Source organism: Pseudomonas sp. JUb52, assembly GCF_004341115.1.
Lineage (GTDB): Bacteria > Pseudomonadota > Gammaproteobacteria > Pseudomonadales > Pseudomonadaceae > Chryseomonas > Chryseomonas oryzihabitans.
The window spans coordinates 219836-233678 of the sequence record NZ_SLYS01000007.1 but is presented as its reverse complement, the minus strand read 5'-3'; the positions used below and the strand labels follow the sequence as shown (position 1 = coordinate 233678).

The window sequence follows — 13843 nt, the reverse complement described above, 5'->3', positions numbered from 1 at the left end:
CTACTGTCACGCGTACTAAGCGGTCTTTCATACTTACACGCGCCTCGCGATCCAAACTCGGCGAGTCGAGAAAGTAACTGCTTTAGCGAAAGCCCAGAAAGCCCACTTCACGAGTTCTCCTGCTATTCCAGGATTGTCACTGTTAGAGCGTTAGTATTTTAAGCCGCTGCTCTAATAGCCCAGGAAATCGCGTATACCACGTCTGATTCAACGGCGACGGATGCGGCAGCGGATAGAGGGTCAGTGTCTTACGCGTCGCCTCCTCTGTTTCCAAGGTGACCTCGATGCTGCTTTCGAAGCGGTGTTCGCTCTTCCAGAAGGCTTCCAGGCGGGCGCGCTCTTCCTTGGATTGGCCGATGCCGAACCAGAGAAAAGCTTCGCGCCCAAGGGTGATGAGCTGGGTGCCGTGCCAGTGTTCCACCAGCAGACGGCGCATCAGGGGGTGGAAGGCCTTTTTCACCCGCTCCGACCAGGCTTTGTTGCCGAGCGGTTTGTAGGGGACGGTGTTAGCCCAGAAGAACTGCTGGCTCAGGCTGCGTGTGGCTTCGAAGTCGGCTGGGGGCTGGCCGTGCAGGTGCTTGTAGAGGACCTTGCGGGCGATCTGGCCGCCGCTGCCGATGAAGGGCTCGCCGTACTTCACCTCGTCCCGCCCCGGATCGCGACCGAAGAAGCCCAGCGGCGCATCGGGATCGCCCAGACCGATGATGGGGTCCAGCGGGTCCTTGGCGAACTGTTCATAGACCGTAAGATCGACACCCGGAAGATCGGCAGCGAGCTGGCGAAAGGCTTCGCGCTCTGCGGAAGACAGCGGCATGCAACAGGTCTCCATCGAGGAATTAATCCCTCTAGTAGAGCTCTGCCCTGCAGGTGACGTTCCGTAACGACTGGCGGAGGGGCAGCCCTGGGGCGATAGGGTAAACTGCCCGGCTCGAACGACCCTCAAGGTGAATCCCGTTGATCAATCTGCTACGCAACGGCCTCGGCCAGGTGATCGTCGGCCTGGATCTGGTGACCCGGCCGCGCAAGCTCAAGCGCACCGAGCAGGCCCAGGCTGCCATCGAGGCGGAGCTGGCGAATCTGTCGCTCTATCAGTTCCAGGCCTGCCCCTTCTGCGTGAAGACGCGGCGGGCGCTGCATCGGCTGAACCTGCCGGTCCGCCTCAAGGACATCAAGAAGGAACCGCACCTGCGCGCTGAGCTGGAACAGGGCGGTGGCCGGGTGAAGGTGCCCTGCCTGCGGATCGACGAGGGCAGTCAGAGCGTATGGATGTATGAGTCGGACGACATCATCGCCTATCTGGAGCAACGCTACGGCGAACGCCAGCCGGCCTAGGGTTTAACGTAGGAGTGGTGGTGGACGAGGCTGCGCCGTTGTCCAGGCTACGACGCTGCCTCTGGTTATCGAACTGCAACGGTGGAGCTGTCTTCGCCCAACCTACGAGACGTCAGAGGTCGCTTTCTTCGACTTTGCGGACCTTGCTGGCATCCAGAGTGTAGGAGGCTTCGGCCAGGGCATTGTCGACCGACTCGGTGTGCAGGGTGCCGATGACCCAGTAGGGCTCGTAGATGTCGGGGAGCGGCACGCCCTTGGGGTAGCGCACCAGTACGATCTGGTTGGGCGGGGGCGGCGGCACGTGGATGCAGGCGCCTGGGTAGGGCACCAGGAAGAACTCACGGAAATTGCCCTTGGCATCGGTCTCGAGCGGCACTGGAAAGCCGCCCAGGCGCACGTTCTTGCCATTCAGGGCGGCCACAGTGCGGGCGGAGTGCATCACCTCGGGTAGGCTGCTGTCCTTCTGCTTGAGCCCGCCCGGTGAGCCGAAACCGCCCGGAGCCTCGGGGGTGTTGTGGCTGATTTCGGGCATAGTTTCCAAGGCATGACGATCCTCGGCAGTGAGCAGGTCGAGCCAATTAGTTTCCGGCGGCTCACCCTTGGCGGCGTGGGTCAGCAGGGGCAGGCTGGCAAGCAGCAGTGTAATGAGCAATCTGGACATGGTCGGCAGGTCGGACGCAAAAGTCCGAGTGTGCGGTGCGCCAGGCCAGGGGTCCAGTCTCAAGGCCGCAAAGCAGAGCGTCTCCCATAAAAAAGCCCCTGGGTCGACGGGCGACGCCAGGGGCTGAAAACTTGTGCTACTCGGCTTTGCCGAGGCGAAGCAGCGTCTTAGCGACGCTTGGTCACCATGCCGTAGATGAACAGCACGATGATGGCGCCGACCACGGCACCGATGAAGCCTGCACCTTCACCGGCACGGTAGATGCCCAGTGCCTGGCCAAGGTAGGTAGCGACCACGGAGCCGATGATGCCCAGAATGATGGTCATGATCCAGCCCATGCTGTCGTCGCCCGGCTTGAGGAAGCGGGCAACCAGGCCGACGATGAGACCGATGATGATGGTTGCGATGATGCCCATGTGAAGAATCCCCTGTTTGAGTGCTGGTAAGTACGGCGCCGGTCAGCAGGCGCCTTGTACACTCCGACCACCGGTAATCCGCCGAGGTTCAGGGAAAAACGGCTTCCGCGAACGGAAGCCGGGTGGCATCAGTCCTGGATCAGGGCTTCCAGGGCGGCGATGCGGGTCTGCAGGGTCGCGGCATCGGCACTGCGCAGGGTGGCGTGACCGACCTTGCGCCCGGCCTTGAAGGCCTTGCCGTAGTGGTGCAGGTGGCAGTCTTCCAAGGCGGTGACGGCGGCCACCGGCGGTACCGAGCCGATGAAATTGACCATGGCGCTCTCGCCGACCTTGGCGGTGGAGCCCAGCGGCAGGCCAGCCACGGCGCGCAGGTGGTTCTCGAACTGGCTGCACTCGGCGCCTTCGATGGTCCAGTGCCCGGAGTTGTGCACGCGCGGGGCGATCTCGTTGGCTTTCAGGCCACCCTCGACCTCGAAGAATTCGAAGGCCAACACGCCGACGTAGTCGAGCTGCTCCAGCACGCGGCGAGCATAGTCTTCGGCCAGCGCCTGCAGCGGATGGTCGGAGCTAGCCACCGACAGGCGCAGGATGCCGCTCTCGTGGGTGTTGTGCACCAGCGGGTAGCAGGCCACCTCGCCATCACGACCGCGCACCGTCACCAGGGAGACCTCGCCGGTGAAGGGCACGAAGCCTTCCAGCAGCAGGGGCACGCTGCCCAGCTCGGCGAAGGCGTCGGTGACGTCTTCCGGCTGACGCAGGACCTTCTGGCCCTTGCCGTCATAACCCAGGGTGCGGGTCTTGAGTACTGCCGGCAGGCCGATGCGGGCCACGGCGGCGTCCAGGTCGGCCTGGGAGAGGACGTCGGCGAAGGCCGGCGTGGGAATCCCCAGGTCGCGGAACATGGACTTCTCGAACAGGCGATCACGGGCGATGCGCAGGGCTTCGGCGGACGGATAGACCGGCACGAACTGGGAGAGGAAGGCCACGGTCTCGGCCGGGACGCTCTCGAACTCGAAGGTCACCAGATCGACCTCGTCGGCCAGCTGGCGCAGGTGATCCTGGTCGCCGTAGTCGGCGCGCAGGTGTTCGCCCAGGGCAGCGGCGCAGGCATCCGGCGCCGGATCGAGGAAGGCGAAGTTCATGCCCAGCGGGGTGCCGGCCAGAGCGAGCATGCGGCCCAGCTGGCCGCCACCGATGACGCCGATCTTCATGCCTGCTCCCTCGGATCGGGATTGTCCAGCACGGTGCGGGTCTGCTCGTCGCGGAAGGCGTTCAGCCGCTCGTGGTACTCCGGGTACTTGCCGCCGAGGATGCTGGCGGAGAGCAGCGCCGCGTTGATGGCGCCGGCCTTGCCGATGGCCAGGGTGGCGACCGGTACACCGGCCGGCATCTGCACGATGGACAGCAGGGAGTCGACGCCCGAGAGCATGGAGGACTGCACCGGCACGCCCAGCACCGGCAGGTGGGTCTTGGCGGCGCACATGCCCGGCAGGTGGGCGGCGCCACCGGCACCGGCGATGATCACCTCGATACCGCGTCCGGCAGCCTCTTCGGCGTACTGGAACAGCAGATCGGGGGTGCGGTGGGCGGAGACCACTTTCACTTCGTGGGGAATGCCCAGCTTGTCCAGCATGTCGGCGGTGTGGCTCAGGGTGGACCAGTCGGACTTGGAGCCCATGATCACGCCTACGATTGCGCTCATCGTCGTGCCTCTGAAATGAAGAAGCCACGCGGCGGACGTGGCTTGGGAAATGAGCGGCACAGTATAGACGAAAGCGGGCCGGAGCGTGCTCCTGCGCCGGGTATCGCCCGTCGGTTGGAGGACAGGACGTGGCGCTCGTGGGATAGGTGGTGGTAGGGAATGAGAGGTGCAGGCTAGATGCCTGGGAATCCAGGTTGGGTTGCCCTGAGGAGCGCCCTCGCTCCAGCCCTCTCCCGCAGGCGGGAGAGGGCTGGAGCGGTGAGGAATGAGGGCGTTGGTGTCTAGGGCGGCTGCCGTTGTGAACTCGACTGCAGAGCTGTCTTATCGCGGTCGTAGGCCGCTCCTACGGGCACATCGGCGCCGGTAGGAGGGGCCGCGTCGACAGACCGCCAGAAAGCCCTGCCTCAGATCCCCACGTCCGGCAGTTGCGGGCGGGTGTCCAGGGCCTTGGCCATCAGGCGTTCGACAAAGGCGCGGTCCGCGTCGGGCAGAGCCAGGCGCGGCGGACGGGTCAGGGCGCTGCCGCGGCCGGCGAGTTCTTCGCAGAGCTTGATGCACTGCACCAGGTCCGGGCGGGCGTCTAGGTGCAGCAGCGGCATGAACCACTCATAGAGCGGCATGGCTTCGGCGAAGCGGCCAGCCTTCGCCAGGCGGAAGATGGTTTCGCCTTCGGTGGGGAAGATGTTGGACATGCCCGAGACCCAGCCCTCGGCGCCCACGGCGATGCTTTCCAGCACCACGTCGTCGAGACCGGCGAAGAGCACGAAGCGGTCGCCTACTTCGTTGCGTACGTCGATGAAGCGACGGGTGTCGCCGGAGGAATCCTTGAAGCAGACGATGTTGTCGACGTCGGCCAGGGAGATGAGGATGTCCGGGGTGACATCGTTCTTATAGATCGGCGGGTTGTTGTAGACCATCAGCGGCAGGTCGAGGGCGCTGGCCACGCTGCGGAAGTGGGCGGCGGTCTCGTGGGGCTTGGCCGAGTAGACCAGGGCCGGCATGAGCATGATGCCGTCGGCGCCGGCGCGACCCACCGCCTGGGCGGTGCGGGTGGCATTGAGGCTGGTGAATTCGGCCACACCGCAGATCACCGGCACGCGACCGCCGGCGGCGTCCTTGGCGACCTCCACTAGGGCGATCTTTTCGTCCAAGGTCAGGGAGGTGTTCTCGCCCACAGTGCCGCACATCACCAGGCCAGAGACGCCATCGCGCACCAGGTTGCTGATCACGCCGTGGGTCTTCTCCAGGTTGACCGAGAAGTCGTCGTTGAATTGGGTGGTGACGGCGGGAAAGACGCCGCTCCAGTTGACGCGGGGAGTGCTCATGCGGGGGTTTCCTCCAGACGGGAACGGGGCTTGAGAGAGTCGCGGTATTGCCGGGGCGACAGGCCGGTGAGACGGCGGAACTGGCGGCTGAAGGCGCTGTGGTCGGTATAGCCACAGGCCAGGGCCACTTCGGTGACGGGCAGGTCGCGGGCCAGCAGACGCGAGGCGGCATCAAGCCGGGCCTTGTGCAGCAACTGCTGGGGCGTGAGGCGCAGGATGCGCTTGCACTGGCGTTCGAGCTGGGAGACCGACAGGCCCACCCGCTGGCTCAGCTCGCCTACCGAGAGCGGCTGGGCATAGTGCTCGCGCAGGTAACGATCGACCTCGGCCACCTTGGCATGGGCCGGATGATCGGCGGCCGGCGCCTGCAGATCGTGGGAGATACCGGCCATGCCCATCAGTCGGCCCTGAGCATCGTGCAGCGGCAGCTTACGGGTCAGGCACCAGCCCGGGGTACGGCCGGCGTAGAGGTGCAATTCCAGTTGATCGTCCAGCGCCAGGCCTTCGCGCAGCACGCGGCGATCCTGTTCGGCGTAGGCGCCGCCCAGGGGTGCGGGAAAGACTTCCTCAGCGGTCCGGCCAAGCAACTCGCTGACGTCCTCGAAGCCACAGCGCTGGGCCAGGGTCAGGTTCACCAGCACATAACGCGCCTCCAGATCCTTGACGAAGAACACCACGCCGGGGATGGCGTCGAGCAGCGGCGCCACCAGGCTCAGGCTGGCGAGCAGCGCGGGCAGATCGGCGGGCCGGGCGCGGCTTAGGGCGTCCAGGTGGGCAGCGGCGTTCATCTCTCGTCCTCGGTCAGGGCCAGCAGGCTGTCGATACGGGTGGGTTGCAGGGGAAAACGCGGAGCCGGAGGTGTCCAGCCCAGCAAGACGCGGGTGGCCTGGCCGCAGATGCGGCCCTGGCAGGCGCCCATGCCACAGCGACTGCGCAGCTTGGCCTGGGTCCAGTCGGCATGGCCGACCAGGGCGCCGAGGGCGACGTCTTCGCAGCGGCAGACCAGGGTATCCGGCTGGGCCAACCGGGCAATGGCCGGATTCAGAGCGAAGGTGCGCGCCAGCTGGGTGGCGAAGCGGCGCCAGGCACGGGCCTCGGCCTGCACGCGGGTAACGGCATCGCGCTGGTCGCTGGCGACCAGGCCGGCGATACGGCCGGTGGTCTGGGCCAGTTCGTTGCCGCCGATGCCGGTGCATTCACCAGCAGCCAGGATGTGCGGCTGACTGGTGCGCTGGTGTCCGTCCACCGCCACGGCGCCGTCCAGGGTCGCGCAGCCCAGACTTTGGGCCAGTTCGACATTAGGCACGAGACCATAGCCACAGGCCAGGCGGTCGCAGGCGACCTCCCAGCGACGATCGCCCTGGCGCAGACGCACGGCTTCGAGACGCTCGGTACCAAGCGCCGCCTCGACCCAGGTGCCGGGGGTATAGCGCGGGGTGGCCAGCGTCAGCGCCTGGCGTAGTTTGTTCGGCCAGCGCCAGAGCTGCAGACCGAACTCGAGTACGGCACGGCGCCCGGCCTGTTCGGCGACCAGGGCAACACGGGCACCCGCCTGGCGCGCGGTGGCGGCGCTGGCCAGCAGCAGCGGACCGGTACCGGCGACGACGAGGCGCTCATCAGCGACCTCCACGCCGCCCTTGATCAGCGCCTGCAGGCCGCCGGCGCCGGTCACCCCGGGCAGGGTCCAGCCAGGGAATGGCAGCAGCAGTTCGCGGGCACCGGTGCAGAGGATCAGGGTGTCGAAATCCAGGGTACGACTGCTCCGGGCGTCTTCCAGCAGCAACCGGTGCGATCCCAGGACCGCGGCGACGCGCGTCTGGGTGAGCAGGGTGACATCGGCCGGCAGGCTGCCGACTTCGGCGGCGACCTGGCCCGCCCGAGCGCGCCAGATCTGGCCGCCAGGCAAGGGATTGTCGTCCAGCAGCATCAGGTTCAAGCCCCGACCACTGGCGGCACGCGCCGCGGCGAGACCGGCCGGGCCGGCGCCGATGATAAGCAGATCGCAATGCTCGGTACTCATGACAGGCGCTCCACCTGCATGCCGTCCTGGCAGGGCGTCTGGCAGGCCAGGCGGCGCACGCCATCGACCTTTACCCGGCATTCCTGGCAAACGCCCATGCTGCAAAAGGGCGCTCGGGCTTCACCGGTTACCGAACGGCGCGCGGCAGGGTTGCCGCTCTTGGCCAGGGCCGCGGTGAGCAGACTGCCAGGACGGATCTCCAGGCGCACTCCATCGATGAACAAGGTCAGCATGCCAGGCTCCTCGGGGCAGTCGCGAAACGGGCCGGCGCGAAGGGTTCCACGTGGAACGTGGAACCCTCGCCGAACAGTCCGCTGGCAATGGCTTCGGCGGTGGCTGGCGCGGTGGTCACGCCCAGGCCTTCGTGGCCGACCGCCAACCACAGACCGGGCTGATTGGGATGGGCGCCGATCAGCGGCAAGCCATCGGGGCTGGCGGCGCGCTGGCCGGTCCAGCCGCGGATCAGCGAGGTGTGCGCGAGGCCGGGCAGAAAGTCCAGGGCGCGGCGCAGCAGCTGGCCAACTACCGCAGGTTCCACAGCCATATCGGGGCGCTCGAATTGCCGCGACGAGCCGATCAGCAACTGGCCGGTGGGCCGCGGCTGGACGTTGAAGGCCACCGAGGCGCCGCTGCTGGCGTGAGCGCTGGCGCCGTAGCCGATCTCCACCAGCTGGTGGCGGACCTGCTCGGGATAGCGGTCCGTGATCAGCAGATGGCCCTTCTTGGGCACCAGCGGCAGGTCCGGGCATAGACCGGCGGCCTGTAGGCCGGCAGCGAGCACCACGGCGTCGGCGGTCAGCCAGCGCCCGTCGTCCAGGCGTACCCGCGAGCCCTCGACGGCGCTCACTCGGGTACGCTGGAATTCGATCAGCGGCGAGCGTTGCAGCAGCCAGGCGGCCACCACCGGGGCATAGAGCAGACCGTCGCCGGGCACCTCCAGGCTGCCGGCCAGGGCGGTCAATGCCGGTTCCGCAACGGCGGTCGCCGCAGCGCTCAGCGGCTGGTTGGCAACCCCCTGGGCGTCCAGGCGCTGGCGTTTCTGTTCGATGAGATCGAGTTCGGCAGCATCGCGGGCCAGCCAGAGGGTGCCGCAGTTGCGGTAGTCGGCGGCGCCTGGCAGCTGGGGCACCAGCCCGCGCCAGAGCGCTAAGGAGCGCGCGCTCAGGGTCAGTTCGGCGGGGTCGTCGTCCATCACCACCAGGTGGCCCATGCCGGCGGCCGAGGCGCCGGGCAAGCCGGCGTCCAGCACCCGTACGCGACAGCCGCGCGCGGCCAGCGCCGCGGCGCAACTGGCACCGACGATGCCGCCGCCAACGACGAGGACGTCCGCCACCTTCTTCACCCCGGAATACCCCAGGCGAAGGGATCGTCCTCGGCCAGCAGCAGGGTCGCTTCGGCCATGACATGGGCGCGGCCGCGGATCACCGGCAGGATGCGGCCTTCGTCGCCCGGCTGATAATGGGCTTCGAAGCGGCTGCCGATGACACTGGCCTGCTGCCAGACGGCGCCGGGCGCCAGGTCGCCGTCGGCCGCGAGGCATGCCAGCTTGGCGCTGGTGCCAGTGCCGCAGGGCGAGCGGTCATAAGCGCGGCCCGGGCAGAGCACATAGCTGCGACTGTCGGCGCCATCCGGATCCTCGGCGAAGAGTTCGATGTGATCGATGTGCCCGCCCTGCTCGCCGGTGATGCCGGCGGCCTCCAGAGCGCCACGCAGGGCCAGGCTGAAGGTGAGCAGGCCGTCGAGGTTGTCGGCGGCGATGCGCTGGCCGTGATCGGCACAGAGAAAGAACCAGTTGCCACCCCAGGCGACGTCGCCGGTGACCGGGCCATGGCCAGGAATCTCTACCTGAACCGCGTGGCGATAGCGATAGGCCGGGACGTTGCGCACGCTGACGCTGCCGTCGTCGTGCAGGGTAGCGGTGACGTCTCCCACCGGGGTCTCGATCAGATGATCGCCGGGGCCGATGCGACCGAGATGGGCCAGGGAGACCACCAGGCCGATGGTGCCGTGGCCGCACATGCCCAGATAACCGACTTCGTTGAAGAACACCACGCCAGCGCTGGCCTCCGGCGATACCGGCTCGCAGAGCAGCGCCCCAACCAGCACCTCGTTGCCGCGCGGTTCGCGCATGCAGGCCTGGCGGAAGGCGTCGTGTTCGCCGGCCAGACGGCTGCGGCGCTCGGCCATGCTGCCGTGGCCGAGCTCGGGGAAACCGTCCAGCACCAGGCGGGTGGGCTCACCGCCAGTGTGGGAGTCGATGACGCGGATGCGCTGCATGGCTGACCTCCGTGAGAGAGGCTCCAGTGTCGCGCAGACAGGTGCAAAAGGCTTGCAGGACGTCGGCTAGCTAAAAGCCGATATCAGCACAATCAAAGCTAGATTTTCAGCTTGAGGGCCCCTGCTTTTCGAGATGCCGCCAGACCTGCTGTACCAGCCGCTTGCGCAACAGGGCACAGCGGTAGAGGCGGATCTCCAAGCCGACCTGCCAGGCGGCGTCACCACAGACGGCAAGTTCGCCCCGGGCCAGTTCCGCGGCCACCGACAGCTGCGGCACCCAGGCCACGCCCAGGCCCTGCAGCGCCATGGTCTTGAGGCTGTCGGCCATGGCGGTTTCATAGAGGGTCACGGCGCGCAACTTGCGCTGGCGCAGCAGCAGATTGACCGAGCGGCCAAGGAAGGCGCCGGCGCTGTAGGCCAGCAGCGGCACGCTGCTTTGCCCGTCGAGCTGAAACAGGGGGCGGCCTTCACTATCGGTGGCGCAGACCGGCAGCATGGCGGTATGCGCCAGGTGCAGCGAAGGGAACAGCTCCGGGTCCATCTGCAGGGCGGCATCGGGATCGTGGAACGCCAGCATCAGGTCGCAGGCCCCATCGCGCAGGGCATGGATGGCATCACCGACGTTGGTGGCCACCAGGCGGCTGGCCAGCGCCAGTCCTTGGCCGCGCAGGCCGGCGATCCACTGCGGAAAGAAGCCCAGGGCCAGGGAGTGAGCGGCGGCGAATTGCAGCACCTCGCCCTGCCCGCCTTCGAGATGATGCAGGTGGCGCACCGTCTCGCCCAGCTGCTCCACCACGCTGCGCGCCGTGACCAAGAACAGTTGCCCGGCCTCAGTGAGGCTGACCGGCGTGTGGGATCTGTCCACCAGCGTCAGGCCGACGCTTTCCTCCAGGGCGCGGATGCGCCGGCTGAAGGCGGGTTGGGTGACGAAACGCTTTTCGGCGGCTTGGGAAAAACTGTAGGTGGCCGCCAGGGCCACGAAGTCTTCCAGCCATTTGAATTCGATGTTCATGGCACCCATACGTCATCTGATCTCGCGAGGTCACAACCAGAATTATGCCGATCCGGCATGAGGCTTGGCGGATCGGCATTGGCCGAGATCGGCTGGCAGGCCTAGATTCTAGGGCATCGCGGCGCATGCCGCTCGATCGAAGCCCAACGCTATCATGTCCGACTCTGCATCATCCGTTCGCCTCGAAAAAGATCTCCTCGGTACCCTAGAAGTCCCTGCCGATGCCTACTACGGCATCCAGACCCTGCGCGCCGTGCAGAACTTCCGCCTCTCCGGTGTGCCCCTCGGTCACTACCCCAAGCTGGTGGTGGCCCTGGCCATGGTCAAGCAGGCGGCGGCCGACGCCAACCACCGACTGGGCCATCTGCCTGCGGAAAAGCACCAGGCGATCAATGACGCCTGCTCGCGCATCATTCGCGGCGAATTCCACGACCAGTTCGTGGTGGACATGATCCAGGGCGGGGCCGGCACCTCGACCAACATGAACGCCAACGAGGTGATCGCCAACGTGGCCCTGGAGCTGCTCGGCCATGCCAAGGGCGAGTATCGCTACCTGCACCCGAACAACGACGTCAACATGGCGCAGTCGACCAACGACGCCTATCCCACCGCCATCCGCCTGGGCCTGCTGCTCGGCCATGACGCCCTGCTCGCCAGCCTGGACAGCCTGATCACCGCCTTCGCCGCCAAGGGCGTGGAGTTCGCCGAGGTGCTGAAGATGGGTCGTACCCAGCTGCAGGATGCAGTGCCCATGACCCTCGGCCAGGAATTCCATGCCTTCGCCACCACCCTGGGCGAAGACCTGGCGCGCCTCAAGAGCCTGGCGCCGGAGCTGCTCACCGAGGTCAACCTGGGCGGTACCGCCATCGGTACTGGCATCAATGCCGACCCTGGCTACCAGCTCTTGGCCGTGCAGCGTCTGGCGGAAATCAGCGGCCAGCCGCTGACCCCGGCCGCCGACCTGATCGAGGCCACCTCGGACATGGGCGCCTTCGTGCTGTTTTCCGGCATGCTCAAGCGCACCGCGGTGAAGCTGTCGAAGATCTGCAACGACCTGCGCCTGCTCTCCAGCGGTCCGCGCACCGGCATCAACGAGATCAACCTGCCGCCGCGCCAGCCAGGCAGCTCCATCATGCCGGGCAAGGTCAATCCGGTGATCCCCGAGGCGGTCAACCAGGTGGCCTTCGAGATCATCGGCAACGACCTGGCACTGACCCTGGCGGCCGAAGGTGGCCAGCTCCAGCTCAACGTCATGGAGCCCTTGATCGCCTACAAGATTTTCGACTCCATCCGCCTGCTGCAACGCGCCATGGACATGCTGCGCGAGCACTGCATCACCGGCATCACCGCCAACGTCGAGCACTGCCGCCGCCAGGTGGAGCACTCCATCGGCCTGGTCACCGCGCTCAACCCCTACCTGGGCTACGAGACCTCCACCCGCATCGCCAGGACGGCGCTGGAAACCGGTCGCGGCGTGCTGGAGCTGGTGCGCGAGGAGAACCTGCTGGACGAGGCGACCCTGGACGACATCCTGCGCCCGGAAAACATGATCGCCCCGCGGCTCGTACCGCTGAAAGCCAAGGTCTGAGTCCCGTACGCCAGACCTGAGCGGTAACCGACGGCAACTCCCCGCGGGCGCGGTATCCTTCTTGCTTGGAAGGCTGCCACCGCCCCGGGGAGTTTTCGCATGCGTCAGTCCGGTCTGATCAATCTCAACCTGGTGTCCCTGGTTCTCCAGCAACTGGCGGCCGACACGCCCGCCCGGGCGGCGCCCCTACTGGCCGGCAGCGGCCTGCGGCTGGACGATCTCGAACAGCCCCATCGGCTCATCACCCTGGCCCAGGAGCAGCGGGTCATCGCCAATGCCCTGCCCGTCGCGCCACCCGAACTAGGGCTGCTGCTGGGCTGGCGGCTGCGTGTCTCCGGCTATGGCCTGCTCGGCTATGCCCTGCTCAGCGCCCCGACCCTGGGCGCGGCGCTGGAGGCGGCCCTGGCCCACCAAAGCCTGCTGGGCGCCTATTTCACCCTGCGCCTTGAGCGCCACGGAGAATTGGCCTGGCTCAGGGCCGATGACCATCCCTTCGCGCCCGAGCTGGAGCGCTGCAACGCCGAGTGCTGCGTGGCCTCGCTCTTGGCGATCTGCTGCGACCTCCTGGGTACGTCCCTGCCCTTGGTACAGGTGGTCTTCCGGCATCCCGAACCTTCCTATCGCGAACGCTATGGCGACTGCTTCGGCACGGCCCCACTGGCCTTCGCCGCCGGCTTCAACGGCCTGGCCTTTCCTGCCGCCTGGCTGGACCGCGGGTTGCCACTGGCCGACCCGGTGACCCACCGCGACGCCCTGGAGCAGTGCGGTCGCCTCGCCCCCGAGCAGGATCGTCAGCGCGCCCTGCTCGCCCGCATCCGCACCCTGCTGGGTGCCGACCTGGCGGCCCCGCCCTCCTTCGCAGCCTTGGCCGGCCACCTCGGCATGGCGCCGCGCAGCCTGCGTCGCCACCTGCAGGCCGGCGGCAGCGGCTATCAGCAACTGCTGGACGAGCTACGCTTCGCGCGAGCGCGAGATCTGCTGGCCCAGGAGCGGCTGCCCATCTATCGCATCGCCGAGGCGATGGGTTTCAGCGAGACGGCCAGCTTCCGCCATGCCTTTCGCCGCTGGAGCGGACAGTCGCCGCGGGGTTATCGGCTCTAGCGGCTGGCGTATGCTGGCGGTTCCTGCATAACGAGAAGCTCTGCCATGCCAGCCCTGCACCTGCTCGCGGACCGCGGCCAACCCACCGACCAATACCGCCTGCCGGCGGAAAAACGCCTGGAGGGCGATCCGCTGCAGAGCCTCTGGCTCGACTACGAGGATGGCAGCGGCGTTTTCGCCGTCGGCCATTGGCACAGCGAGGTGGGCAAATGGCGGGTGAACTATACCGAAGAGGAGTACTGCCAGATCCTCGAAGGGGTAAGTCTGGTCACCGATGACCAGGGCCACGCCACCCGTCTCGGGCCCGGCAGCAGCTTCGTCGTGCCGCGCGGCTTCCAGGGCACCTGGGAGGTACTGGAGCCGACCCTGAAACGCTTCGTGGTCTACGAAGCCAAGGGCGGCTGATGAC

The 13843-nt window shown here is 67.0% G+C and carries 16 protein-coding genes; 4 read left to right on the top strand and 12 right to left on the bottom strand.

Going from position 1 to position 13843, the window contains the following annotated elements; translation table 11 throughout:
• Nucleotides 1-142 precede the first annotated feature (142 nt).
• The gene (locus EC839_RS14220; RefSeq protein WP_132832696.1) at nt 143-814 is read right to left on the bottom strand and encodes a uracil-DNA glycosylase family protein; all 672 of its coding nucleotides are present in this window, start codon (nt 812-814) and stop codon (nt 143-145) included.
• 140 nt (nt 815-954) lie between these two features.
• On the opposite strand from EC839_RS14220, the gene EC839_RS14215 reads away from it, so the two are divergent.
• On the top strand, nt 955-1332 hold the full coding sequence (locus tag EC839_RS14215) for a glutathione S-transferase N-terminal domain-containing protein (RefSeq protein ID WP_132832695.1): 378 nt from the start codon (nt 955-957) through the stop codon (nt 1330-1332).
• Nucleotides 1333-1444: 112 nt separating this feature from the next.
• Here EC839_RS14215 and EC839_RS14210 read toward each other — a convergent pair whose 3' ends face one another.
• The 11 genes from EC839_RS14210 to EC839_RS14160 form a co-directional block, all read right to left on the bottom strand.
• Complete coding sequence (locus EC839_RS14210) at nt 1445-1993, bottom strand: DUF3299 domain-containing protein (protein WP_132832694.1); 549 nt, start codon at nt 1991-1993, stop codon at nt 1445-1447.
• A gap of 167 nt (nt 1994-2160) precedes the next feature.
• Nucleotides 2161-2409: a GlsB/YeaQ/YmgE family stress response membrane protein gene (locus EC839_RS14205; protein ID WP_132832693.1), complete on the bottom strand. Its 249-nt coding sequence runs from the start codon at nt 2407-2409 to the stop codon at nt 2161-2163.
• A 128-nt stretch (nt 2410-2537) separates the two neighbouring features.
• Nucleotides 2538-3620, bottom strand: coding sequence for a 5-(carboxyamino)imidazole ribonucleotide synthase (locus EC839_RS14200; protein WP_007160059.1), 1083 nt, complete (start codon nt 3618-3620; stop codon nt 2538-2540).
• The gene (purE, locus tag EC839_RS14195; protein WP_132832692.1) at nt 3617-4111 is read right to left on the bottom strand and encodes a 5-(carboxyamino)imidazole ribonucleotide mutase; all 495 of its coding nucleotides are present in this window, start codon (nt 4109-4111) and stop codon (nt 3617-3619) included. The genes EC839_RS14200 and purE overlap by 4 nt, the downstream gene beginning before the upstream one ends.
• A gap of 404 nt (nt 4112-4515) precedes the next feature.
• The gene (locus tag EC839_RS14190) at nt 4516-5436 is read right to left on the bottom strand and encodes a dihydrodipicolinate synthase family protein (RefSeq protein WP_132832691.1); all 921 of its coding nucleotides are present in this window, start codon (nt 5434-5436) and stop codon (nt 4516-4518) included.
• Nucleotides 5433-6224 (bottom strand): AraC family transcriptional regulator, encoded by a 792-nt coding sequence (locus EC839_RS14185; protein WP_027598660.1) that lies wholly within the window; start codon nt 6222-6224, stop codon nt 5433-5435. The genes EC839_RS14190 and EC839_RS14185 overlap by 4 nt, the downstream gene beginning before the upstream one ends.
• A complete protein-coding gene (locus EC839_RS14180; RefSeq protein WP_132832690.1) occupies nt 6221-7456 on the bottom strand; it encodes an FAD/NAD(P)-binding oxidoreductase in 1236 nt (411 codons plus the stop codon). The genes EC839_RS14185 and EC839_RS14180 overlap by 4 nt, the downstream gene beginning before the upstream one ends.
• Nucleotides 7453-7689, bottom strand: coding sequence for a (2Fe-2S)-binding protein (locus EC839_RS14175; RefSeq protein ID WP_132832689.1), 237 nt, complete (start codon nt 7687-7689; stop codon nt 7453-7455). The genes EC839_RS14180 and EC839_RS14175 overlap by 4 nt, the downstream gene beginning before the upstream one ends.
• Entirely contained in the window at nt 7683-8798 is a 1116-nt protein-coding gene (locus EC839_RS14170; RefSeq protein WP_132832688.1) for an FAD-binding oxidoreductase, read from the bottom strand. Before EC839_RS14170 ends, EC839_RS14175 begins: the two co-directional genes overlap by 7 nt.
• Nucleotides 8795-9733, bottom strand: a complete 939-nt coding sequence (locus EC839_RS14165; protein WP_132832687.1) for a 4-hydroxyproline epimerase — start codon at nt 9731-9733, stop codon at nt 8795-8797. The genes EC839_RS14170 and EC839_RS14165 overlap by 4 nt, the downstream gene beginning before the upstream one ends.
• Nucleotides 9734-9839: 106 nt before the next feature.
• Nucleotides 9840-10745: a LysR substrate-binding domain-containing protein gene (locus EC839_RS14160; protein ID WP_039975643.1), complete on the bottom strand. Its 906-nt coding sequence runs from the start codon at nt 10743-10745 to the stop codon at nt 9840-9842.
• Between the two features lie 154 nt (nt 10746-10899).
• On the opposite strand from EC839_RS14160, the gene EC839_RS14155 reads away from it, so the two are divergent.
• The 3 genes from EC839_RS14155 (at nt 10900) to EC839_RS14145 (ending at nt 13839) form a co-directional block, all read left to right on the top strand.
• Nucleotides 10900-12333 carry an aspartate ammonia-lyase gene (locus EC839_RS14155; RefSeq protein WP_132832686.1) on the top strand — a complete coding sequence of 478 codons (1434 nt, stop codon included), beginning with the start codon at nt 10900-10902 and terminating at the stop codon, nt 12331-12333.
• A gap of 99 nt (nt 12334-12432) precedes the next feature.
• Nucleotides 12433-13434, top strand: a complete 1002-nt coding sequence (locus EC839_RS14150; protein WP_132832685.1) for an AraC family transcriptional regulator — start codon at nt 12433-12435, stop codon at nt 13432-13434.
• 45 nt (nt 13435-13479) lie between these two features.
• Nucleotides 13480-13839 (top strand): cupin domain-containing protein, encoded by a 360-nt coding sequence (locus tag EC839_RS14145; RefSeq protein WP_132832684.1) that lies wholly within the window; start codon nt 13480-13482, stop codon nt 13837-13839.
• Nucleotides 13840-13843: the final 4 nt, after the last annotated feature.

What these genes read in the sequence shown, in the direction of transcription:
- EC839_RS14220 (WP_132832696.1), bottom strand. Translation starts at nt 814, where the DNA reads ATGCCGCTGTCTTCCGCAGAGCGCGAAGCCTTTCGCCAGCTCGCTGCC.
- EC839_RS14210 (WP_132832694.1), bottom strand. Translation starts at nt 1,993, where the DNA reads ATGTCCAGATTGCTCATTACACTGCTGCTTGCCAGCCTGCCCCTGCTG.
- EC839_RS14205 (WP_132832693.1), bottom strand. Translation starts at nt 2,409, where the DNA reads ATGGGCATCATCGCAACCATCATCATCGGTCTCATCGTCGGCCTGGTT.
- EC839_RS14200 (WP_007160059.1), bottom strand. Translation starts at nt 3,620, where the DNA reads ATGAAGATCGGCGTCATCGGTGGCGGCCAGCTGGGCCGCATGCTCGCT.
- purE (WP_132832692.1), bottom strand. Translation starts at nt 4,111, where the DNA reads ATGAGCGCAATCGTAGGCGTGATCATGGGCTCCAAGTCCGACTGGTCC.
- EC839_RS14190 (WP_132832691.1), bottom strand. Translation starts at nt 5,436, where the DNA reads ATGAGCACTCCCCGCGTCAACTGGAGCGGCGTCTTTCCCGCCGTCACC.
- EC839_RS14185 (WP_027598660.1), bottom strand. Translation starts at nt 6,224, where the DNA reads ATGAACGCCGCTGCCCACCTGGACGCCCTAAGCCGCGCCCGGCCCGCC.
- EC839_RS14180 (WP_132832690.1), bottom strand. Translation starts at nt 7,456, where the DNA reads ATGAGTACCGAGCATTGCGATCTGCTTATCATCGGCGCCGGCCCGGCC.
- EC839_RS14175 (WP_132832689.1), bottom strand. Translation starts at nt 7,689, where the DNA reads ATGCTGACCTTGTTCATCGATGGAGTGCGCCTGGAGATCCGTCCTGGC.
- EC839_RS14165 (WP_132832687.1), bottom strand. Translation starts at nt 9,733, where the DNA reads ATGCAGCGCATCCGCGTCATCGACTCCCACACTGGCGGTGAGCCCACC.
- EC839_RS14160 (WP_039975643.1), bottom strand. Translation starts at nt 10,745, where the DNA reads ATGAACATCGAATTCAAATGGCTGGAAGACTTCGTGGCCCTGGCGGCC.
- EC839_RS14155 (WP_132832686.1), top strand. Translation starts at nt 10,900, where the DNA reads ATGTCCGACTCTGCATCATCCGTTCGCCTCGAAAAAGATCTCCTCGGT.
- EC839_RS14150 (WP_132832685.1), top strand. Translation starts at nt 12,433, where the DNA reads ATGCGTCAGTCCGGTCTGATCAATCTCAACCTGGTGTCCCTGGTTCTC.
- EC839_RS14145 (WP_132832684.1), top strand. Translation starts at nt 13,480, where the DNA reads ATGCCAGCCCTGCACCTGCTCGCGGACCGCGGCCAACCCACCGACCAA.